Origin of the sequence: Fluviicola sp. (assembly GCF_039596355.1) — a bacterium.
In the GTDB taxonomy this organism is placed as follows: Bacteria; Bacteroidota; Bacteroidia; order Flavobacteriales_D; family Crocinitomicaceae; genus Fluviicola.
The window spans coordinates 531,964-553,326 of sequence record NZ_JBCNJW010000002.1 but is presented as its reverse complement, the minus strand read 5'-3'; the positions used below and the strand labels follow the sequence as shown (position 1 = coordinate 553,326).

18 protein-coding genes are annotated in these 21,363 nt (G+C 46.7%); 1 reads left to right on the top strand and 17 read right to left on the bottom strand.

The features are described from left to right. Positions 1-95: 95 nt before the first annotated feature. Complete coding sequence (locus ABDV94_RS07585) at positions 96-1,502, top strand: RtcB family protein (RefSeq protein ID WP_343606146.1); 1,407 nt, start codon at positions 96-98, stop codon at positions 1,500-1,502. A gap of 192 nt (positions 1,503-1,694) precedes the next feature. Here ABDV94_RS07585 and ABDV94_RS07580 read toward each other — a convergent pair whose 3' ends face one another. From ABDV94_RS07580 to ABDV94_RS07500, 17 genes are all read right to left on the bottom strand, one after another. Next, positions 1,695-2,990 carry a hypothetical protein gene (locus ABDV94_RS07580; RefSeq protein ID WP_343606145.1) on the bottom strand — a complete coding sequence of 432 codons (1,296 nt, stop codon included), beginning with the start codon at positions 2,988-2,990 and terminating at the stop codon, positions 1,695-1,697. Between the two features lie 5 nt (positions 2,991-2,995). Next, a complete protein-coding gene (locus ABDV94_RS07575; RefSeq protein WP_343606143.1) occupies positions 2,996-4,303 on the bottom strand; it encodes an ATP-binding protein in 1,308 nt (435 codons plus the stop codon). Then, positions 4,300-4,956 (bottom strand): hypothetical protein, encoded by a 657-nt coding sequence (locus ABDV94_RS07570; protein ID WP_343606141.1) that lies wholly within the window; start codon positions 4,954-4,956, stop codon positions 4,300-4,302. Before ABDV94_RS07570 ends, ABDV94_RS07575 begins: the two co-directional genes overlap by 4 nt. Before the next feature lie 14 nt (positions 4,957-4,970). Continuing rightward, entirely contained in the window at positions 4,971-6,062 is a 1,092-nt protein-coding gene (locus ABDV94_RS07565) for a DUF4157 domain-containing protein (RefSeq protein ID WP_343606139.1), read from the bottom strand. Between the two features lie 11 nt (positions 6,063-6,073). Next, a complete protein-coding gene (locus ABDV94_RS07560) occupies positions 6,074-7,600 on the bottom strand; it encodes a DUF4157 domain-containing protein (protein WP_343606137.1) in 1,527 nt (508 codons plus the stop codon). Between the two features lie 18 nt (positions 7,601-7,618). After that, on the bottom strand, positions 7,619-8,161 hold the full coding sequence (locus tag ABDV94_RS07555) for a hypothetical protein (protein WP_343606136.1): 543 nt from the start codon (positions 8,159-8,161) through the stop codon (positions 7,619-7,621). A 119-nt stretch (positions 8,162-8,280) separates the two neighbouring features. Next, entirely contained in the window at positions 8,281-11,205 is a 2,925-nt protein-coding gene (locus ABDV94_RS07550; RefSeq protein ID WP_343606134.1) for a contractile injection system tape measure protein, read from the bottom strand. Then, positions 11,202-13,100, bottom strand: coding sequence for a hypothetical protein (locus ABDV94_RS07545; protein ID WP_343606132.1), 1,899 nt, complete (start codon positions 13,098-13,100; stop codon positions 11,202-11,204). Before ABDV94_RS07545 ends, ABDV94_RS07550 begins: the two co-directional genes overlap by 4 nt. 3 nt (positions 13,101-13,103) lie before the next feature. Further along, positions 13,104-13,832: a hypothetical protein gene (locus ABDV94_RS07540; protein ID WP_343606131.1), complete on the bottom strand. Its 729-nt coding sequence runs from the start codon at positions 13,830-13,832 to the stop codon at positions 13,104-13,106. A gap of 13 nt (positions 13,833-13,845) precedes the next feature. Then, a complete protein-coding gene (locus ABDV94_RS07535) occupies positions 13,846-16,962 on the bottom strand; it encodes a hypothetical protein (RefSeq protein WP_343606129.1) in 3,117 nt (1,038 codons plus the stop codon). 118 nt (positions 16,963-17,080) lie between these two features. Next, a complete protein-coding gene (locus ABDV94_RS07530; RefSeq protein ID WP_343606127.1) occupies positions 17,081-17,488 on the bottom strand; it encodes a GPW/gp25 family protein in 408 nt (135 codons plus the stop codon). A 1-nt stretch (position 17,489) separates the two neighbouring features. Beyond that, positions 17,490-17,789, bottom strand: a complete 300-nt coding sequence (locus ABDV94_RS07525) for a PAAR domain-containing protein (RefSeq protein WP_343606125.1) — start codon at positions 17,787-17,789, stop codon at positions 17,490-17,492. Positions 17,790-17,797: 8 nt separating this feature from the next. After that, positions 17,798-19,588 (bottom strand): type VI secretion system tip protein VgrG, encoded by a 1,791-nt coding sequence (vgrG, locus tag ABDV94_RS07520; protein ID WP_343606123.1) that lies wholly within the window; start codon positions 19,586-19,588, stop codon positions 17,798-17,800. Then, complete coding sequence (locus tag ABDV94_RS07515; protein ID WP_343606121.1) at positions 19,585-20,241, bottom strand: hypothetical protein; 657 nt, start codon at positions 20,239-20,241, stop codon at positions 19,585-19,587. The genes vgrG and ABDV94_RS07515 overlap by 4 nt, the downstream gene beginning before the upstream one ends. Continuing rightward, positions 20,241-20,402, bottom strand: a complete 162-nt coding sequence (locus ABDV94_RS07510; RefSeq protein WP_343606119.1) for a hypothetical protein — start codon at positions 20,400-20,402, stop codon at positions 20,241-20,243. Before ABDV94_RS07510 ends, ABDV94_RS07515 begins: the two co-directional genes overlap by 1 nt. 11 nt (positions 20,403-20,413) lie before the next feature. Further along, positions 20,414-20,857 carry a phage tail protein gene (locus ABDV94_RS07505; protein ID WP_343606117.1) on the bottom strand — a complete coding sequence of 148 codons (444 nt, stop codon included), beginning with the start codon at positions 20,855-20,857 and terminating at the stop codon, positions 20,414-20,416. Between the two features lie 11 nt (positions 20,858-20,868). Beyond that, positions 20,869-21,318: a phage tail protein gene (locus ABDV94_RS07500; RefSeq protein ID WP_343606115.1), complete on the bottom strand. Its 450-nt coding sequence runs from the start codon at positions 21,316-21,318 to the stop codon at positions 20,869-20,871. Positions 21,319-21,363: the final 45 nt, after the last annotated feature.

The window sequence follows — 21,363 nt, the reverse complement described above, 5'->3', positions numbered from 1 at the left end:
ATTCAATTAAATTGTTACTACGCAAATTGATTGCGTAGCATGTGTGAATCTTTGCCTCAGAAAATCAGAAGAGCGCTCTGAAAACAAAAAAGAAAATGGAAAATTACACACATATTACAGGTGATACATTGATCAGATTGGGATTCCGTCCCGGAAAATGGTTTAAGGAAGCGATTGAATACATCAATGCCAATCAATTGAACGAAGAAGAAATGAGAATTTACCTGGCGCCTTACGAACCGAAACCAATCATTCCCTTGAATACAGAAGGAGTTCCTTTCGCGGTAAATATCCGTGCGGAAGACGAGGTTGAAACGTCGAATATGGAGAGCGTGATCGCGTCTATGAAAGAGATTGTTAAAACTCCGACAGTGGTTGGTGGGGCAATCATGCCGGATGCTTGTCCGACAGGGCCGATCGGAACCATTCCGGTAGGTGGGGTGGTTGTAACGAAAAACGCCATCCATCCCGGGATGCATAGCGCAGATATCTGTTGTTCAGTATTACTGACGGATTTTGGAAAAGCAGATCCGAAAGCTGTTCTGGATGCGGCACATGCGGTAACTCACTTCGGTCCGGGAGGAAGAGACCGGAATACCCAATTCCGTTTCCCGTCTGAATTGCTGGAGGCATTTGAACAAAACGAATACCTGAAAGATCCGCAGATGATTCAGACTGCACGTGCGCATTTGGGAACACAGGGAGATGGAAATCACTTCTTGTTTGTGGGAATTTCGAAACAAACCGGAAATACCATGATGATTACGCATCACGGATCACGCGGAGTAGGAGCCCGTTTGTTTGATAAAGGAATGAAGATCGCCGAAAGATTCAGAAAGGAAATTTCGCCGGATACCCTGAAGCAAAATGCCTGGATTCCATTTGATACAGAAGAAGGTGAAATCTACTGGGATGCCTTGCAGGTACTGCGTTCCTGGACAAAAGCCAATCATGAGGTAATTCATGATGCGGCGGCTGAAAAGTTGGGAATTGCAGTGGAAAATAGATTTTGGAACGAACATAATTTTGTATTCCGGAAAGGAGATTTGTTCTACCACGCAAAAGGAGCAACACCGCTGGATGAAGCATTTATGCCGGATATTACCGGGCCGCGTTTGATCCCGTTGAATATGTCGGAGCCGGTTTTGATTGTGGAAGGTGAAACGACTGCTTCAAACCTGGGATTTGCACCGCACGGAGCAGGAAGAAACCTGAGCAGAACACAGCACCGGAAATCAAAGGGAGAGCAAACCATCGAGTCTGTTTTTGAAGAAGAAACCGAAGGACTGGATGTCCGGTTTTTCTCCAATGAGATTGATATTACGGAACTACCTTCTGCCTACAAAAATGCATCTGCTGTCCGAAACCAGATGGAAGAATTCGGTTTGGGAACAGTCATTGACGAAGTGATGCCATACGGATGTATTATGGCCGGAGACTGGGAGAAAAATGCTCCCTGGAAGGTAAAACGCCGTCAGAAACAAGCCACAAAAATGAAATAACAAATACCTCGGGACAATCCGGTTCCGGGGTTTGGTGTTTTGTGAGAGTTCAGAAAAATGCTTCTGTATGCCCAATAAATACAGAGGGTTCGCTATATGGCGATATGGGAATATTGCGGTTGAAATTGAAGTATTCCCAGACTGGGAGCACAAAAAATGAAGAGCGATCAATTGCTGAAAACAATCCTCCAATTAGGGTAATTTCCGGTTCCGGGTCAATTGCCTGATCAGTGGAAGTACAACCACCATCAGAACCGGCATCAGGAAGAGCAGCGTCGGGTTTTGATCCAGTGAAGTACTTTCATCTTCCGTGCACATATTCTGGAAAACAACACCAGCCAGCATGAAGAATTCAATACTGAAAATAATGGCCGAAGCCAGCACAATTCCCATGTTTTCGTTCAGCAGGTATGAAAACGGAGGGTAGAGAAAATAAAGGGCAATAATGAGCAGGATCAAAACCACCAGTCCGATCAGAAACCAGAGATAAGATTCCCAGTCGTTATCCGGTAAATCACTGAGTGCAATTTTTTGAACCGTGTTCAGGGAGAATTGTTGGATAGTGCCGTCATAATAAGTGGTATCTCCGTTACTGAAACGAGCCAGGTAAAAATGACTGTTGATCCGGGTAAACAGCCCGATATCGTTGATGTCCTTCGGGGTGAACGGATCTGCTTCCACATAATAATCGTCTTCCACATTAGTCGGATTCAACAGAATCACATTGGATTTGATCGACAAACTGTAAAGGAAATCCTCCCCGATAATCGATTCATCCTGTTGTTTGTGTAGGAACACTTTGATTTTCAAACTGGAAATAGAATAGTCTGCTGAGGCATCCAGGACCAATCGGATCGACTTTACAAACTGAGCCATAGCCCGTTTTTTGGTGAAGTCAAAGTCAGGAAAGTATAGGTTGACCGCTTTGATTTTTCCACGCAATTTGGTAATTTCCTGAATCATGTAATAAATTGCTCTGACAACAGCATCCGAATCGGTCAAAAAGCGATTAGTCCGGTTGGTTCCCTTAAAACGGAAAAGTAAATCAGCACTCAAAACAGCGGAGTCTTCCGGGAGGTTGAAACTGTTTCTAGGTGTGAATTGCATGTTTTCCGATAAAGCATAATCCTTGATAAAAATATCCCGTGATAACGCCTTGGGAAAGCGGTGGTTGCCAAAGAAATTAAAGTAGAGTTCTTTTCCCGAAACAGCACTCAGCTGACGTAAAATACTGTCCAGGATTTGCTGGTTTTTCACCAGTTCATTCAGTGTGATTTTGCCCTTGTAATACCTTTTCAGGAATGCATCAGCATCAGAAACGTAGACCGTATCGTGAATATAGATTGTGTCAAAGTACGGTTCAAAAAAATACGGTTCCTCCAATGCCGGAACATCCCAGGGAGCAACATAGGTATTTCCGCGCTGACTTTGTCCGGAAGCGCGGACAGCTAAAATCAACAAAAGCGATAGGAATGTGAGCTGTTTCATCATACTTAATTGACTAATTTTCCTTCTTTTTCCAATTCTTTTTTAATCGTGTTTTTGAGCAGGTCGAGACTCAGTTTAGACGGAGTTTCCGGGTGAAATAATTGCAGGGCACAGGATTGCACCACATTCAGCATACTTCCCCCGGACAGTTTGATCATTGATGCTTCCCGGAGTACTTCTTCCGCCTGTTCATCCAGCCAGTCTTTCGGAACGAGTCGCTGCCACAGTTCGTAGCGCAATTGCTCGTTTGGAACCGGGAAATACAAAATCGATTGAAAGCGCCGGAAAAAAGCCTCGTCGAGGTTGTCCTTGATGTTGGTGGCAAGAATCACCATTCCAGGGAAATCCTCAATTCGCTGGAGCAGGTATGCCACTTCCTGGTTGGCGTGGCGGTCGTTGGAATCAGAGGTCTCCGTGCGTTTTCCGAACAAGGCATCCGCTTCATCGAAAAACAAAATCCAGTTTTGGTGTTCAGCACGGTCGAAAATCTTGGCCAGGTTTTTCTCTGTTTCACCGATGTATTTCGAAACCACCATCGACAGGTCAATGCGGTACACATCCAAACCATGTTGCTTGCCCAGAAGAGACGCAGTAAGCGTTTTTCCCGTTCCGGGAGGACCGTGAAACAGGCATCGGTAACCGCGTTTGAGAAATTTATCGAGGTTCCATTGCGCGCTGATACTCTGACCATGTTCCAGCCATTGCGTAATCTGCGCAATTTCTTCCTTCAGGTTGTAAGGGAGAACCAGGTCTTCCCAGTTCAGACGGGTTTCCATTCTCCGCGCCGGGAAATCACTGCTGTAATCCGGGCGGTATGTTCCGTCGTGGAAGATTTTCGCCAGGAACTCGTCCGAAATACACAGCTTTCCACTTAAAAAGGGCTCTCCGGTTCCCTGTCCGTCGAGTTTCAGAATGTTTTCCTTGTAGAACCAATGTTCCTGGTTGAAGAGATTCACGATTGCCTTTCGTTTTTCGGTCGAATGCAGTGCCAGCAGGAAAACCGCTGTTTCCCCCGTTGGGAGGAAACCGTTGTGCGACGTTCCTTTCCAGCCGCCGAATTCAGTATAGGGACGATCCAGGTTTTTATTCAGGATGAAAAACAAATCCAGGCTTTGCGGACTCACATGCGGCATCAACCCGAGGAGTAAAACGATCTGCTCTTCCCAAGACAATTCCTTTCCGGTTAAATTAGCGAGTTCATCGTCTGCCGGAAGCGGAATTTCCTCCAATGACCGGTAGTCGCTTTCCTGCCCGAAATAGAGCGCAAAAGCCGTGTGAAGGAGTGTTTGGAAGTATGAGATCGTGTTTTTCATTTGATTAAATCTTTGATACAGTCAGTGGTTGTTGCAAGCGATTTACTTCCTACCGTTGCACTAACGTCTACAGGAATCTCCTTGATGTTTGATTTATGGGCAGCATCATTTTTTACTGCGGTTGCCGCAGTACTCTTTGCCAGCAGTGAATTATAATAGGTGTCATCCATATCCGTTGTGTTAATTGCATAAGTCACAGTATCATTTTTCTTCTTGTTTTTGAATTCGCCATCAAAAACATCGTCAATGCTGTTTTTCCATGTAGTGGTCTCAAATTTGTCAGCCCAGGGTCTTGCATTCGTACTGTTTCCCATTCCCCCGGCTCTTCTGGGAATCATGTGTGCAGTCATCGGGCTATCTGTTCCGGCGATGCCCAGTGCGGTCAAAGACGTTTTTGCATTGGAGCCGGCTGCTCCAGCTGCACTTCCTTTTTTAGGAATTCCGAGTTTCTGCCTCATGGTGCCCCAGTCATGGAGATCGTTGTCGTTGATATCTTGTTGAACAGTAAATGTTTGAGAGTAAGCTCTTAATTGAGCTATCGGCTGATTACCGGATGTTTTATACGCCTGAAGAATCGACCCGGTCGGAGCCTGATTACTGCCCGGAGCTTTTTCCGGGGTAGAGTTATTTGGCTGTTTTGCGTGTGTCTTCATAATGCTTTAAATAATTAAGTGAGTTGAATCCACCAAACTCCTCCACCGTCTTGTTCAACTCCGTTATGAAAACTGTCTTCATGCGCTCTCCATATCGGATGAGTTTCTTCCGGGCTGTCGTCCATATTCCGGTGATTTCCCTGATTCAACGCCGGATTCTGAGGGAAAACCCAATCATTACGATCTCCGTAGCCGCCATTTTGTCGACCTAATTTGTGCCCGGCATCCCAAAGCCTTCCGGATTTATAAGCACGATCAGCCTTGGAATTCTTTGCTGCCCACGCCAATGGGTTTTTGACAACAACATTTTTTGCTGTTCCGGTATGTTTTGCAGATGCATAATCAAATTTGATGGTCTTGGGTTTGGGAGTTGAACCCTCATTTACGTAGGTTCGTGTCCCATCGGAGGTTACTGTTCCTTTCCCCAGGTCTGTATGTAGTACGGTATATAATTCACCGCCGCCCCATGACTCTACCGATGGAACTCTCTGAACTACTTGTCCTGATTCATTTACAAGTGGAGGTGTTATTTCTCCTTTCTTAAAGGAATCGGAAAGGTGTTTTCGCGCTTTATCTTCCGGTAGTTCGTTTAGAGATACTTCTTTTAATTGCTCGTTGGTTTCTTCCCGTTGAACGGTAGCCGTTTTGAATTGTATCGCTTTCGCGCCCATCACATCCGCTTCTTTTTCCAATCCAGCATCGTCATTCACAGGAGTTTTTCCCATCAATTGCTTGGTCGGTTTCACACGTCCCTGTTTTTGCTGTACCACGTGCCATGCTTCGTGCGGCAGGTGTTTTTCCTGTCCCGGAGCTACATGAATATCCGATCCCTGAGCGTAAGCATGCGCCTGCAATGCCACCGGTTTGGCAGAATTATAATGCACCTTCACGTCGTCCAGGCTGTGCCCGGAGAGATTTTCCACTCCTGATTTCAGGTTGTCGGGCAACCCGGTTTTATTCTCCTTTTTTTGAAGCGGTTCCTCCTGCGTCTGAAGCTGGGTCGTTCCAGTTTTGTATGCCTGAAGAATCGTTTCCGCCGAAGCTTGCCTGGTAGCTTCGGATTTGCCCGATGTTTGGGAATCGCTGTGTGATGCATGTGTTTTCATAGCCCGAGAGATTACAGATCAGCGTTAATGGTATGATTTTCCTGTTCAGAAGCGTATCGGTTGTTCGGATCGTAGGAAGCATAGTAGTAGGTCACATCGTTGTCGAATGTGGACGGAAATGCGTTAGGAGCAAAATTGTTTGTGAAGGTATTGATTTTACCCATCAACATGTTTTGCTGTTTTTGTTTTTTGGTTTGTGCAAAATTTGTTTCAACCAAAATATTGTTCTGTATGTGCCCCGGAACAGCGTTGTAGTTTGGTGTAACGCTGTATGTCAACCACAAATGTTTGAATCCGTTGTAATTGTTCGTTAAGATATATTTTCCCGTTGTATTTGCGATTTTCATTTTCTTCTTGGAATTTCCACCCGCACCGACCGGATCTGCAACATCTCCGTTAAGGTCAATATAAGCATCCCTTAGATGATTCGGGTTAACAGCAGTTGCATGAGGAAGTACATTGTTTGCCCAATATAAAACCGCTTGCCCGTTAGCATGCTGCAATGATTGTGCATTATTCATTGCTGTTTCGTACCGGTTATTGTTCCGGCTGGCATGATTCGTTACGGCATTAATAACAGGGGTCTCCACCTGGTTCAAATGCGTTGGATTGTTAGACTTTTGAGTTCCCAGGAAAATATTGGCAGCTGTTCGCTGGGTATTTCCGCTATTTTCAAGCCGGTGGTTGATCAGGTGCATTTTAGTTGATGCCTGGTTGAGATTTTTATCCCGTACCAATCCACCACCCCGTGAAAAACCTCCCCGGTAAAGATTCATACCTGTTGGAGTTCCCGGTTTGGAAGCTGCTCCCGGTGCGAGGCGTTCTCCGGCAGTGGTAATTGAATTGTTTGTTCCACATCCCGTTACGTTCATGACACCGCCAGTGTTGAAAGCATGCCCGCCATAATTTCCGTTGTGGTTTCCAGCCTGGTTAAACTGCGGACCATTGAACACCATCTGTTTGACCTCCTTTCCGGGAGTTTTGAATTGCAACTGCGTGTTTTCCGAAAGAGTCTGCATCGCCTTCGCACCCATTACATCCGCTTCCGTTTCCAGGCCCGAATCGTCATTCACAGGAGTTTTTCCCATCAATTGCTTGGTAGGTTTCACACGTCCCTGCTTTTGCTGCACCACATGCCAGGCCTCGTGCGGCAGGTGTTTTTCCTGTCCCGGAGCTACGTGAATATCTGTTCCCTGTGCATAGGCATGCGCCTGCAACGCCGCCGGTTTTGCAGAGTTGAAATGCACTTTTACATCGTCCAGGCTGTGCCCGGAAAGACTTTCAACCCCCGATTTCAGGTGATCGGGTAAACCGGTTTTATTTTCCTTCCGTTGGGCAGGTTCTTCTTCTTTTTCACCCAACTCTTCCAATTGAGCCGTTTCAAACTTTCCCTGCACCGGTTCTTCTTCTTTCATGGTCTGAAGCTGTGCAGTTCCTTTCTTGTATGCCTGAAGAATAGAACCCTGTGGTGCCTGATTCTTTGCTTTCGCTTGTGCTGAAGCGGCATTGTTTTGTTTTAGTTGTGCATGTGTTTTCATAACGAATCCATTTAATTATCAGCTCAATTTGATTTTCCATGTCCCTTTTCCGTAATCATTTACGGCATTGTGAAATACATTCTCGGGCTCCCGCCACTGTTTGTATGTTTTATTTCCATTAAACCTGTTTCCGCGATTAATCTGTGGATTCTGGGGGAAAACCCACTGACTATCATCTCCCAAACCTCCATTCTGACGACCAAGCGAATGCCCGGCATCGTAGCGTTGTCCTACTTTCTGAGGCGGGGGATTGCTGGTATACCCCTTATCTCCATCGATGTAATTATCCCCCACATCATAAATCGAATAACTCCAGTTAATTCCGGTTGGGAATTTTTTCCAGGAATTCACGCTGTCTCTCGTATGTTGCGTGGTATCCGTTCCATTTCCCAAATCACCCCTCGTTACTTCAAATTCATAGGGATCATCCACACTAACGGCATTTACCCGCTGGATCACCTGCTGCTGAACCGCCTGGTTTTTGTATGAATCCAACATCGTCCCGATCGAAGCCTGGTTTTCAGCCTTTGACTGAACAGTACCCGTCGGAGTCTTTTTCATAAGTTGCTGTTTCCCTGCTTCCATAGTCTGTTGCAATTATCAATTTTGCATTCTCCTTTTTAACTTTTCCCTTTTCAATTCTCTCTTCATGCTGAGCGGAGTCGAAGCATCAATTTGATTTACCTCCACTTCACCTGTATCGCCTTCTTCATCCAGCTGAATTTGATCGTCCGGAAATTCCACGGAACATAATCCAGAAGCATGTCAAAAGCCTTCGCTTCCACGGTTAATACATATTGGTTTTCCTGTTCTTCCAAACTGCCTTCCCGCCGGAGAAAACCTTCCTGTAAGCCCGAAACGGTTGTATTGGTCAAACGTCCCCAATTTTGCAATACTCCCTGCAGCATTCCGTCAACGATTTCCCGTTCTTCATCCGTCAGGTTGGGACGTTTCGGAATCGGGATTCCCGTTTTGAAATGGGTGAGCAGTTTATTGAGCTGCATCTCGTGTTCCGGAAATTCTCCGTTCCCGAACACGGCATACTGCATCAGGAAAATGGCTTTGATCTTTGCATCGCGGTTTTTGAAAACCCCGTTTTCCGTTAATTCCAGCATGGAAAACAAACGCGGTAGAAATGGCGAAACAAGTACCAATCCGGCATTGTTGACAAAACGATTTCCTATCTGGGTATCTTCCGGAATTTTCTCCTGCTCCGCTTCGTCTGCTTCCTCCTCCTTCGGAACCAGATTGTCCGGGTCAACGGCCTCCGGGTAGTTATCGGGATCTTTTTGCATCTCCTTTTGGAATTGCCGGAGCAGTGATTCCTGTTCACCCGCAAGTACAAATTGCTTGAAAAAAGCTACCTGTTGTTTGGAACTGAGTTGTTTGCGGATCAGTGTCCAGAGCTCCAGCAAGAGTTCTTTTTGACTCCGGTTTCCCGCTTTTTTGGAGAAACTGAAAACCAATTGGATTACGGCTTGTTCGGATATTTTTACACCCCATTTCCGGGAAATAAAATCCGTTATTTTTTGAACCAAATCCAGCACCGGAACAAGGAACTTCATCCATTCCAGATTCAGAGAAAGGGCATGGATAATGGGCATATTCTGTTCGTTTTCGGTGAAATACCGCAACAGGCGTTTTTTATTTTCAACCAGCGCTTTGGAATAGACAGCATCTTCTTCCACAGCTTGCGTTTTTTCCTCTTCTGTCCCGATTTTTTGCCGGATGGAAGCCAGGATTTTAAACAAATTAAAAGGCAGTGAAAAGTTCGAATTGCGGAAGTCGAGGTAGAAATAATCAATCAGCTGTTTGAGCGATAAATTATAGTGTGCTCCCGTTTTTTCCAATACCCGCTGAACAATCGTTTCCTGGTTAAACACCTGACTTTTGGTTTCTTCCAACACATCAAACAGGAAAGACCATTTCAAACGCTGAATGGAGCCGATCACTTTTCCTTCAATCCGCACGCCGTTTCCGGAATGGTGAAGCAATTGCATGAACGAAGAAAGTTCAATCGCTTTCGACGGAATAATAACCGCCAGGAGCCGGTAGCGGGTCGATTCGTTCAATTGATCCAGCAGCAATTCCCGGAAGAGGGAAGAGCTCAGTTTGGATTTGAGTTCGGCCACCTGTTCCTTGCTGAGTTTGGTTTGCTCGGTCAGCAGGCGGAACTGGAACTCCACGCTGTCATAAGTTTGGAGTTGTTCGGATTTGGTTTTTCCCTGAACCAGTTCGGCATACAAACGGCGGATCAATTCCCGCAGTGCACTTTGGATTTTCCATTTGCTGATTTCCACGTAGGCAAACGAAACAATCTTCCAGAGTTCCACATTGTAGCGTGCTGAAAGGCGTTTGAAAACCTGCCAGACGAGGTATTCCTTATTGACCGGCGAACTTTTCGAGAATGCCAGCAAGGGAAAAATGACCTGCCATTTGAAAAGCAGGAATTCCCCTCCGGCTTTTCCCTGAAGTGCACCACTTTGATTCTGTTTGTTGAGGTGCTGTGCATATTCGATCACGAAAGGCGCATCGGATGGAACAAGCAGGCGCACCAGGTCGAAAATCTCGGATTCGCGCAGCGGCTTGATCACCAGCAGAACCTGGTTTTCATTTTCAAGTAAACTGCGCAGTTGATCCAGATCCGTTTCACTGATGCGGATGCTGTGTCTCGGGTTCTTCAATTCCCGCAGAATATGTGGCCATTCTTCCGGTTTCCGCACCCTTACCGACATGGAAACGGTTTGTTCTTCGGCTTTTAATTCCTGCAGAATGACCTGCAGACCGGATGGAATGGCACTGCTGAATCCCTGCCGGAGGAAAAAAGTCAGTGTGTGCAGTAATTCGCCATAACTCAGGTTGATGTGCGATGCGAGACTTCCGATCGTTTCCTTCACGAACAATTTCCGGTTGAAGGCCGCACTTTGATTGTTCAGCAAATAGGCATAAACAACCCGCCAGATTGCGGTTCTGCGTTCTTCTTCCCGGATGCGCACGTGCTGGGTGGTTTCGGCGTATTTGACGCGCAGGAACACGATGTAGGAACGGATGAAAGAAAACTCTGCCGGTGCAAGTAACTGCACGACTTCGAACAGCTCGGGATCGTCGAATTGATAAATCATGCGGAGCTGTAAACTTGTATAATGTCCGTACGACTTCAGGAAAGAAGTGAATTCTTTCGCCTTGGTTTTCAAAACGGAACGGAGCAGTTCCTCCATATTTTTGAAACGTTGAGCCATGTTCCAGGAAAGTGTCCCATGCAGGAGGAATTGTTTCAATGCTTCGAGCTGGTAATCGGCTTCTTCGAGGCGTTTGTCCTCTTTCCGGGAAGGATAGAGGATTTCACGTAGGAGGCTTTCTTCCAGTTTTTCTTCCAGGATGCGTTCAAAATCTTGCTCGAAATCATCTTCTGAAATGTTTCCCAGGTCGAGGTCGAGTTTGGAAATTTCGATTTCAAAACCATATTGATCGCAACGCATTAGCACGCGGTTTGCCACTTCTTTGATCCGTTTGTCGGCAAAAAGCTCAAAATCGCGGTACCAGTTCCGGATGAATTCTTCATCGTGAGCCGTTACATGCAGCGCTATGGACGAAATGCTGTTCATTGAATCTGGCGTGAAAAGGAATGACTGACTCTGAAAAAGGCCCGGATGGATTCCGAAAAATGAACCAGGTCTTTGGTTTTCCGACTTGCCAGGGCTTCGCGCCACTGGTAGTAGATTTGTTCGAAATCGTAGATGTAGTCCGGTTGTACGCGGTACAAACGAATGCGCAGGTGTGCCGGAAGCCGCTCGCGGAGCAATTCTTCCAGTTGTTCGTTGATCACCTGGTTTTCAAAACGGCTGGAAGCCACAATTGACAAGGTATTCCCATCTGCGGCTTCTATTTCCTCCGGGTGCGCATAATGCAGTAAACGGTGTTCGACAAGATAAAACAGATGCCGTTCGGGGTTCAGGAAACGCACCAGCGACCAAAGCCGGTTTGCCGAGCGGGTGAGGTGTTCTCTGGTGCGATACGTTCCGAGAATCATCCATTCCTCTTTTCCCGGGTAACGGAAAACCAAAATCCAGCGCTTATTCTCGCTGAGGTGAATCATGCGGTAATGTCTCGGGTTGGCTCCAACCAGCAGGAAACTTTCAAAAATGGCATTGCGCCGAACCAGGCTGATTTCGTGATGCAATGAAGCAATATATTCTTCCTTCCAATCTATTTCGTGAACCGGAATGTTTTGAGGTGTTTCGTTGAAAATCGGGTTATAGAACACTCCGGAAATCGGTGCAATGTCGAGGTATACTTCGTACTGGTCGAAGAAAACGGCATCCGGAATTAAGTCCAGTCCCAGGTTTTTCAGTAAGTCTCGCACCGGGATTTCCGATCCTACTTTTTTTCCGTGAAGGAGCGAAAACAGTTCTTTGAATACGATCGTGCTCTCAGTTGGTTTCAGTTTGTTGAATGAACGGAAACGGTTCCGGTTCAGTTCGGGCAATTCTTCCGTCAGTGTTGACCGGTAGTTCAGTTTGGAAACCGGAGGCTGAAAATCCTGGAAGAATTTGTTTGTGTCTTCGCCGTATAGCGTATCGAGAATATCAATGAATCCGGACTTTTTATTTTGAATCACAGCCGGACTGAGTAATTGATTGCGCTGTGCAAATTTGGCGCGGTCGACCACTTTCGCAACATCCGGAATGGAAACCAAAGACAACCTGCCTTCAGGTGCTTCATCCCTGAAACTGATGAGTTGTGGTGTTTGCTGTACTTGCTCGGTTACGTGCGAGAGCATGAAATCCATCATCATCAGGTAGCCTTTCAATTGAAGCACGTGCGCCTTATTCCGTTCGGAAGCTTCGTATGGAAGTCCGCGCAGACCGATTCCGTATGCATCCGGGAAATCCAGCTGGAACGAGTTGTAATTCTGAATCCGGATCGGTTTTTCTTTCGTTTCCGTGTCGTAAACCTGCTCAATTTGCGGGGCATCTTCCTGTCTTTTCTGGCGTTTTCCGGAAGATTTTGTCAGCACGTGAATGTCTTCCCAGCGGAGATCTTCACACAAATTCCGGTTTTCATGAAACAGTACAAAGATTTCTTCTTTGATATTTTCGGAAGAAACCGCGGCATTATTCGGAGATGCAGATGCACGAATGATGTAGTAACCTTCATTGAATTCGACCAGGCAGCTTTCGAGGTTTTCAATGCTGTTCAGGAACAGTTGTTCGTAGTCTTCAGCCGTCACAATCGACGGAGAGAAAATGAAATCCGCATCAAAAATTCCTTTGGAAGCATAGTCGCGGCGGTCCGGTCCGATGAAAGCGTGAAAGGGCAGATCGAGTTTGTATTGGAGTTCAAACAAAGCGTAATTCATGTTGTCCGAAATCGTCACCCCGGGATCGTGGATGTTGAAATCAGTCCAGACGTCTCCACTCAGTTCCTGCAGGCGTTCGAGTGTCCGCTCCTGCAGTTCCTGGTAAAAATTATCCGATCGTTCACGCTTTTTGATAAACATAGGCTATAGATTTTCCATCAGCGGGTTATCCCACAGGGAGGTAATGGAACTTTGAATGTAAATATCGTCTCCCAGCTTGAAGCGGGTTCTGACCTGGAGCTGACAGGCTCTGTCTTTCGGAGATTTGTGCCAGCGCAGGATGAGTTTGTTCCCGAACATGCCGAAATGAGAACGCACATATTTGATACGCGGCTTCGCACCGAAACAATGGGTAGCATGTGCAACCAGTACGGCGTGTTTCCCCGTGTGTCGTTTTCCCATCACACAAACCACTTCCAAGGCACGGATTCCCGGCAGTAATTCCGTGAGGTTCTGCCATTTTCCGTTTGCCGGAACTTGTTTCAGGTTCTTCCCGGAACGTTGTTCTGTGTGCAGTGTGCCTTTTACGTGGATATCGCAGCCTTCTTCGCCCAGTTCGATTTCCCCGTTTTGCTTCAGCAGAATCAGCTGGTTTTTTTCCTTTTCGCTAACCCGGCTGATTTTCATATCGTTGTTCAGGATGTCAAATTCCCAGCGTCCGCCGGCATCATCCGTCATGTTTTGCAGAAACGTCATCACGGTTCCTTCCTGCTCGGAGATGGGAGCAAGTTTGATCCCGGATTGGGCATCTTTTGAAAAACCGTCATCCAGGATATTGACCGTTGAATCGATCAGATTCTTGAAATCATCGGCGGTCGGACGTTGTCCTTTGCTGAAGCCTTCAATCAATGTATTTCTGTTTCTAATCGCCATGCTGGTATTTTTTTCAGAGGATGAATGTTTTGCCTATTTCCATGTCGCCCAAACCATATGGAGTGGCATCTTCATCATGTTCCTCTACTTGTATAATATGTGTTTGAGCAGGTACAAACAGTTTGTACGGCTGATCAGGGGCCAGGATTGTTTCCCGGTCTTCGTGTTTGTATAACTGATAATCGCTGCGTCTTCCGGATTTATCCTGCGATACGCGGATTACCGCAAAATAGCTGATGCCGGCTACGAAATCTGCGTCCCGGATCGCTTCGTAAATCCGCGAAACATGGATTGCTTCACCGAATTTCGGCAGGGTGTTTTTTGCCTGCCAGGGAGCGATGAAATTGTCGCAAATCTCGTGGAGCGATTCCAGCGGCACTAACTGGTTCCGGTCTTTCAGGCGGATCACGCATTTCACCTGGATTTCTTCATAAACCGGGTTGACTACGTCGACCAACACATTTTTCGATGCACGTGCATTCAGGAAATCTTCGATGCGTGAAAGCAATCCTGACGGAACCATGGGTTTGGAATCGTGGAGTGTTTTGACCTTGTTTTGCGGAATCACAACTACTGTTACGACTCCTTGTCGTGCGTTTTTCAGGTTCGTATTGGGCAAGCACAAGGCCTTGCCGATATCGGAAAATTCCTGCAGGGTCAATAACTCGAAATCGCGTGCTGTGACAGCTCTTCCGCGGTGCGTGACGTATTCCGAAACACGTGCCTGCATGCTTTTCAAATCTTCCAGTTCCTGGCCCGAATAGTAGGACGTAATTTGCTCAATGGAAGTAATTCCCGGCAATTTTTTCTCCGGTTCGAGCAAGCCGTTCGCGTTTTTAAAGGATTGTAGTTTTTCCACAGAAGTATCGTCTGTTTCCAGGACTACCAATCCCGCATTGTTATAGATCGCGCGGATTTCAGGAACAAATTCGTGGTTTTTGACAAAACCGGCCCGGATCCACAGAATGCCATCCTTATCATACAGGTTCGGCGGAATGTAATCCGGGAAATGATACACCAGGTTTCCGCTTACGGTCATGCGCTTGGTTTCGTCTTTGGCAATGAACCCACGCGGAATTTCTTCCCAGTCGAAACCATCGCCCCAATACATCACGATTTGCGGCAGGTCGTCAACGGTCATTTCATTCAAGGTTGTTTCAAATACGATGAACGTAGAAAAGATTTCGCCGCCTTTCACGTTTTTGAATCCCAGGATCAGACTGGCATCTGTTTGTTGTGAAAAGACAAACGGAATGCCGGTGTTCGTACTCACTTCGCGCGATGAAACAACTCCAAAAGGATGCAGTTGATCGACAATCACGGAACTGTTTCGTGCATTTTTCCGCAGATCAATGATGTCTTCCGAGCGGTAGTCCAGGGTCATGTTTTCCACGTGCGGAGCGATCGGCGGAAGCAGCACCGGAAGTCGCTTTTTGCGCCATTTTTTCATCATCATGCGCTCGGTAAACAAATCGCGGTATTCCTGAGCGCCGAATCCCATATCGGGTTTTTCAAGCGTCAGACGCACGAAGCCGGTTCGCGTTTTGATCGTGTACTTGTATTCCTCTTCGCTGCCTTCGAACGGAACCATTTTTTTTACGGAAATTTTGTTGAAATTACTTTCTTCCGCAACAGCTTTATCGAGTTTTGCGGCGTTCGGATCTTCGATTATGGCATCTTCGAAAAGAGAGAAATAGTTGTTTCCGGGAGTTGGAAACCAGCTGTTGTCGCTCAGGTAGCGCACCCGGATTTTGAACGAATCGTTTTCAATAATACCCGGATAAGCGGCGTAATGCCCCTTCAAACCTTTCGGATGCAGCGGCAATTGGTTCCATTTGACCGAAACATTGATACTGCTTACATTTTTGATGGCCATTTCGTAATTCCCGATCGCCATCCAGGTTCCGGCAGAAGTGTTGATTCCGAAAGGAGGGAACGATTTGGTATTGTCGATTTTCCCGAGTTCGTTGTATACCTGCACATCGCTGATTCCTTCCACCTTGGTGCGGATGATGATGCGCTGGATATTCAGTTTGCGGATCCAGGAATACGGGTACAGCCAGGCATCGAAATTGAGCCGGATTTCCAAAGCCGGGAATTCGGACTCGAACTGATGCACCTCCTTCGTACAATCTACTGTGGAAGGGAAATCTTCCGGAAGCAGGAATTTGAGCACCAGCCGGTTTTTGAGCTTGTCTTTTTTGACCTCGTATACATTCACGTTCGTCCAGCCGGTTGGTGTACTGATTGTGATGTAAAACAGGTTGTTGAACAACTTGGTCTGAAGTGTTTGAGGATTATTGTCCGTTTGAAGTAGTGTTGCCTCTGCCTTTTCCAGGATTTTCATCCATTCCTTGTTTTCCGCTTCAAAATAGATTGTCACATTCCGTTTTCCTTCCCGCAAAAGCAGGGACGGAGCTGCAATACGCAGCCCGATTGCACGGCTTTCCCGTGATAGGTGTTCGTGGTCAAACAACAAGGTGCGGTCAACCGCCGGCTTGTCGTGAAGCAAATCACGGGTTTTGATGGCCGTTACGAAATTCAGGCTGGAAGCAGGGTAGTGGTACGGATTCCGGTCGAGGCAAATGGTATAAGCGCTCACTGCGGTGATATCCTGTACAATGACTTCGTCTGCCAAACGGTAAGTCAGCACGTTCTGATCGGCATTTTTCCGGTTGAACCCGGTATTTTTTTCAATCGTGACAGGCCCCGGAGTTGCTTTGTCGAAAGCAAGCCAAACTTTGTCTCCCTTCACCGAAAGCGGACTCACTTTCAGGTATTCGGTCAGGTACCAGTTTGCAAAATTGTTCCAGCGGTCGTTGTAATGTTCACTGATTTTTTGAAGGTTCTCGATGAAAGCCAGGAGCAGTGCCTGTGAAGGCTCCATTTTCCCGATTGCTTCGTGCGCATGTTTCATCTGGATGCTTTCATACAGCGCTTTCAATTCGCGTAGAAATGCTTCGAAATAACCTTCCGGGATTTCTTTTTCGTTGTAAAACCGGATCCACCCGGCGATGCGGATCAATTTTTGGAGCATAACACCCTTGTCGTTGTCCAGCATTTTAAAACTGCCAGGCACACGTAGGCGATCCAACCGATCCTTTCTGCTATGTCCGTCTCTTGATTCCATCAATTTTTTAAAGAATTACGAATTACGAATTACGAATTACGAATTACGAATTACGAATTACGAATTGGTTCTTCATGTCTCATTTTCAGTTATGTTTCTTTTCATTCGTAATTCGTAATTAAAGTTGTGTTCCCTCCAGGAAGTAGAACGGATAAACCATGCTGCTTCGGCTGTTGGTTTGCCGGATTGTAAAATCGACCTTGATCCACAGAATTCCTTCCATGGCATCGCGGATTTCTACGTCCACGGCGTCTGTAATGATGCGCGGTTCGCCTTCCCGGATGGCCTGTTCAATGATGTCGATCATCATCGTTTTTTCCGACAGATCGATTTTGGAGAATACCCATTTATCGATCGGACAGCCATAGCTGTAGCGGAATACGCGTTCACCCGGAATGGTCGAAAACAAGATACGCAGGCTTTCCCAGATGTCTTCCTCGTCCGATACCAGGTGTACCCCGTGCTGGTTCAGATTGAAGCGTACCGGGAATCCCCATCCTGTTCCTAAATAGGTTTTATCACTCATCTTATCCGCCGATTAATACAGTTGGACATCCTAATACAATCGTTCCGCCATGTGCACAGGTGTCACCCATCCGTGCTGCAGGTTTTCCGGCAATCATTACCGTTGCTGATCCTTTGACAATACTGTCTGGTGGACCAACACAGACACACATGTCGCCCATCACCGCCGCAGGTAGTCCGCCGATGAGAACGGTCGGTGCTCCCGGCCCGGAAATAGGGCCGCCCACGTGTGGAATAGGAGGAACTCCCGGTGTAACCATCGGGCAGGTATGCATATCTGTTAATCGGGCAGCTAAACTCATATTTTTTCTTAGTTGATCATGACTATTGCGCCTTTCACCGTGGTTTGTCCTGCGGCGGACAACTCGGCTGTGGCATTTCCTTTTGCTGTGAAACCAGCGTCTGCTGTAGCTTCTATGTTGGTGCTTTTCAGGGCCAATGATGTTGCAGCATTGAAACTTCCGCTTGTTCCGGCTTTGATGCCTGTTTCCGTTCCGGATTTGATCGTTACTGCTTTGGCTGCTTCAATGAGAATTCCGCTGCTTGAAAGTTCGATCTTGTTTCCGTTCTGGTCGGTAATGCTGATGGATTTGTCCTTGTCGCTCAGGACCATCTTATTCGATGCAGGTGTTTGAACAGTGATGATTTTGTTTTCATCGTCCATTTCAAACTTCAATCCCGATTTAGACTGCAGGAATTGTTTGGGATTTTTCTTGTCAATTTCCAGCGGTGCGGTGTTGGATGAACTGTATAAACTACCCAGGATCACCGGGTAAGTAGGATCGTTGTTCAGGAAACCCAGTACGACCTCATCTCCGATGTTGGGAATAAAGAAAGCACCGTAACTTTTACTGCTCCAGAAATTGCTCAAACGCGCCCAAACCAGGTTTTTGTCTGCGTTCAACAGTGGAATTTCGACCTGGATCCGGTATTCTTTTCCGGGATCTTCGTCTATTTTTTTGACAACTCCTACGTGTAATCCTTCGATTCCCGGAAGCAACCCTGAAGCCGGAGGCGTAACCACGTCTGTGTTTTGTGTCGCCAGTTCCGGATCAACGCCCATTCCTGCGGTTGTGAGCCATTCTCCGTCGCGGATTTCATGCTCCACCATCCCAATATAGGCGTCTCCGTTGAAGCGTTTTCCGAGCCCGGCAAGGGTGATTAAACAACCTGGAACAGCGAGCGAACTTCCCTGGAATTTGATTTCTCCGCGAATTCTGGCGAGTCCGGCTCTCAGTGCCTGCGCATCTGCCCAGGCCTGTAGCTGCGAAGTGTCTCCGTAACTTTCAGTTTGAACTTCCCAGCGGTCGCCTTTAATGGATTCTGCCAATGCTGACGATGTTTGATCCCCCTGGCTGTTCAATGTCGGTTTTGCCGATGCCGATTTGATCATGGCTTGTGTGGCGATGTCCCAGGCATAAGCATCCACACCAATTGTTTGATCGGTGGTCTGCAATTCTCCGCGGAAGGAAATCAGGTCACTTCCGTAAGTCACGCTTAATACTGCAGAAGCAGAAACGGCCGGTTTTGCAATTTTCACGGTTTTCCCGTCTGAAATCACCAGCAGTCCGTTGGCATCTGCCCGCGAACAAACGAAATCCCAGTCGGAGGAATAGTATTGAACGAGTTCGGGGTGTGTAAACGTAGTTGCATCTACCGTAACAGTCAGTCCCGAATAAGCGCCTAAAATTTCGTTGATGATGTCGCTGTCTTTTTGTTGTTCGAACAGCTTGTTTTTGCGGTTTAGCGTGGCGGGAAGCAGGTAGTCGGCACATTCGATTTGTAGGGTTGTAGGCCCATCTTCCGGGATATCCAGGTTGTGGGTCACGACCATGCCTTCGAAAATGCTTTTTTCATCACTTTGATACCCGACTTCAATCCGGATTTCTTTCCCCGGAGCAAAGGTGTCATCGTCACTTTCCGGAATTTCTTTCTGGGGCATGTTACCGGCTTCAAATACGAGTGTTGCGCGACCAATCCGGTTGATTTCTTTACGCACGAGAATAGAAACCAGCTCAAAAGAATCACTGATTTTACTGTTGCTGCTGTAAATGGAACAGGTTACAAGGCCTTCGCTATTTTTTTCCGGTGAAACGCTCATTTTGCTACTAATGGAGGAAAGAGGATTTTCGTTCCGGGTTCGATTTTCCGGAATTCACTTAAATTGTTATATGCTGCTATTTCGTGACAGAAGGAAGCATCGCCGTAGATTTCATCGCAGTAACGTGCAATGCTGTCTCCGGCGCGAAAGGTGATCACCCGGGAAAGATCCGGTGAATTCATCTGGGTTGTGTCCTTGTCGAAATAACCGTTGAAGGAAAAGGAAACTTTCACTCTCAGCGGGGTTCCGTTGGGAGCAAAGAGACTGTAGTCGTAATTGATTGTTTCGACCCTTCCCCGGAAGATGAAAGTTCCCCAGATCACTTTGACGTAGCTCGGTTCGTGGCTCTCGGAGTTGATCCGGTAAATGGCTTTTTCGAGCTGATTGATCCGGTCTTTGATCTTCCCGGTTTTACTTGGGATGATCCCGGTGTCGTCCATCAATACTTCAAAGGAAAGTGAGTCGAGTGCCTGGGAACGGAATTTCCGGAGGTTTGCAACACCCTGTGCTTCTCCGTTCGGCTGATAATTCAGTGTTTTCCCCAATTTCATAGAAGCCGGGTTCACCTGTGTGGTGAAATCCCCGCTCTTTTTCGATTCGGAATAACTTTGGGTTTCATACCCCAGAATTTTCAGCTTGACTAATTCTCCCATTAGCGGTCTCCTTTCTTGATTCGCTGTTTTCGCAAGGTGTCATGAACTTCCCGGAGGATGTCCTTTTTCAGTTTGGCCACCTTCAAATCCAATTCCCCGTTTGAGCCTGCTTTGCGCTCAATGGTTGTCCGAATACTGATTTCCTTGATGATGATTGACATGTGTACGGTTGTTAAGAACGTTTGAGAGTTGTGTAAGCAAAATCGATGGTTTCGATCAACACCGTGTTGGCTTGCGAATCAAGACTTGCGACATCCCATTTGACCGGGTAGGCCTGGGAACACGTCCAGGTATAGATCGGCGTACCGTCTGCGCCCAGCAAGTTCACAATGATGTCGCGCGGGACAATGGGTTGCGAAAAATCGCCTTCCAGGATCTTTTTGATCCAGACCACATCATTCCGGTTGATCGGGTTCAATGCTCTTTTGAGACTCAGATTGTTGTGCTTGATTTGCTTCGGAAGGAGGTATGTAAAATCATTCACACCTCCTTCTTTCACAGGTTCTGTTTCCATTTCAGCCGACAATCCGGTTACTTCTTTGAACGCGAATTCCTCATTCCCGATTTTCACCTGGAAATAAAACGCTACCGGAAGTTCCCATTTTTGCTTACTCATGCTTCAGATGTTTAACTATTTGCGATCGTCAATCCTTCGTGAGCTACCTCAATGGTCTCAACAGCTACTTCGTTTCCGTCGGATTTCATATCCGTTCCGGTAATTTTCGTAGGCCATGCATTGTTCAAGGTCCAAACCATCGTTGGTTTTCCGGCTTCGTCCAATAAGCTGATCACAACCGTTTGACGCTCGATGGTGTTCATTTTGATCTTGTTGAACCAGTCCCAGAATCCGTTGTCTTTTACGAAAACACCTTTCTTCAGGGTCACGTTTCCGGTTTTCTTGATTCCCGGCATTTTGATGGTCGAGAACTCTTTGCTGTTTCCGTGTCTGTATTCAACAATTTGAGCTTCGATATCCAATCCGGATACTTCCTGGAATGGAACTTCTTTATCGCCCAACTTTACCTGGAAGTAAAACTTCGGTAGTGGCCATACGTTGTCTTGTTTTTCTCCTGCCATGATTTCTTAATTTTTTATTTAATTGAAAATGGATAATGTACCATT

Excerpts from the sequence above, each read along its gene's own strand:
- ABDV94_RS07585 (WP_343606146.1), top strand. The coding sequence starts at position 96 with ATGGAAAATTACACACATATTACAGGTGATACATTGATCAGATTGGGA.
- ABDV94_RS07580 (WP_343606145.1), bottom strand. The coding sequence starts at position 2,990 with ATGAAACAGCTCACATTCCTATCGCTTTTGTTGATTTTAGCTGTCCGC.
- ABDV94_RS07575 (WP_343606143.1), bottom strand. The coding sequence starts at position 4,303 with ATGAAAAACACGATCTCATACTTCCAAACACTCCTTCACACGGCTTTT.
- ABDV94_RS07570 (WP_343606141.1), bottom strand. The coding sequence starts at position 4,956 with ATGAAGACACACGCAAAACAGCCAAATAACTCTACCCCGGAAAAAGCT.
- ABDV94_RS07565 (WP_343606139.1), bottom strand. The coding sequence starts at position 6,062 with ATGAAAACACATGCATCACACAGCGATTCCCAAACATCGGGCAAATCC.
- ABDV94_RS07560 (WP_343606137.1), bottom strand. The coding sequence starts at position 7,600 with ATGAAAACACATGCACAACTAAAACAAAACAATGCCGCTTCAGCACAA.
- ABDV94_RS07555 (WP_343606136.1), bottom strand. The coding sequence starts at position 8,161 with ATGAAAAAGACTCCGACGGGTACTGTTCAGTCAAAGGCTGAAAACCAG.
- ABDV94_RS07550 (WP_343606134.1), bottom strand. The coding sequence starts at position 11,205 with ATGAACAGCATTTCGTCCATAGCGCTGCATGTAACGGCTCACGATGAA.
- ABDV94_RS07545 (WP_343606132.1), bottom strand. The coding sequence starts at position 13,100 with ATGTTTATCAAAAAGCGTGAACGATCGGATAATTTTTACCAGGAACTG.
- ABDV94_RS07540 (WP_343606131.1), bottom strand. The coding sequence starts at position 13,832 with ATGGCGATTAGAAACAGAAATACATTGATTGAAGGCTTCAGCAAAGGA.
- ABDV94_RS07535 (WP_343606129.1), bottom strand. The coding sequence starts at position 16,962 with ATGGAATCAAGAGACGGACATAGCAGAAAGGATCGGTTGGATCGCCTA.
- ABDV94_RS07530 (WP_343606127.1), bottom strand. The coding sequence starts at position 17,488 with ATGAGTGATAAAACCTATTTAGGAACAGGATGGGGATTCCCGGTACGC.
- ABDV94_RS07525 (WP_343606125.1), bottom strand. The coding sequence starts at position 17,789 with ATGAGTTTAGCTGCCCGATTAACAGATATGCATACCTGCCCGATGGTT.
- vgrG (WP_343606123.1), bottom strand. The coding sequence starts at position 19,588 with ATGAGCGTTTCACCGGAAAAAAATAGCGAAGGCCTTGTAACCTGTTCC.
- ABDV94_RS07515 (WP_343606121.1), bottom strand. The coding sequence starts at position 20,241 with ATGGGAGAATTAGTCAAGCTGAAAATTCTGGGGTATGAAACCCAAAGT.
- ABDV94_RS07510 (WP_343606119.1), bottom strand. The coding sequence starts at position 20,402 with ATGTCAATCATCATCAAGGAAATCAGTATTCGGACAACCATTGAGCGC.
- ABDV94_RS07505 (WP_343606117.1), bottom strand. The coding sequence starts at position 20,857 with ATGAGTAAGCAAAAATGGGAACTTCCGGTAGCGTTTTATTTCCAGGTG.
- ABDV94_RS07500 (WP_343606115.1), bottom strand. The coding sequence starts at position 21,318 with ATGGCAGGAGAAAAACAAGACAACGTATGGCCACTACCGAAGTTTTAC.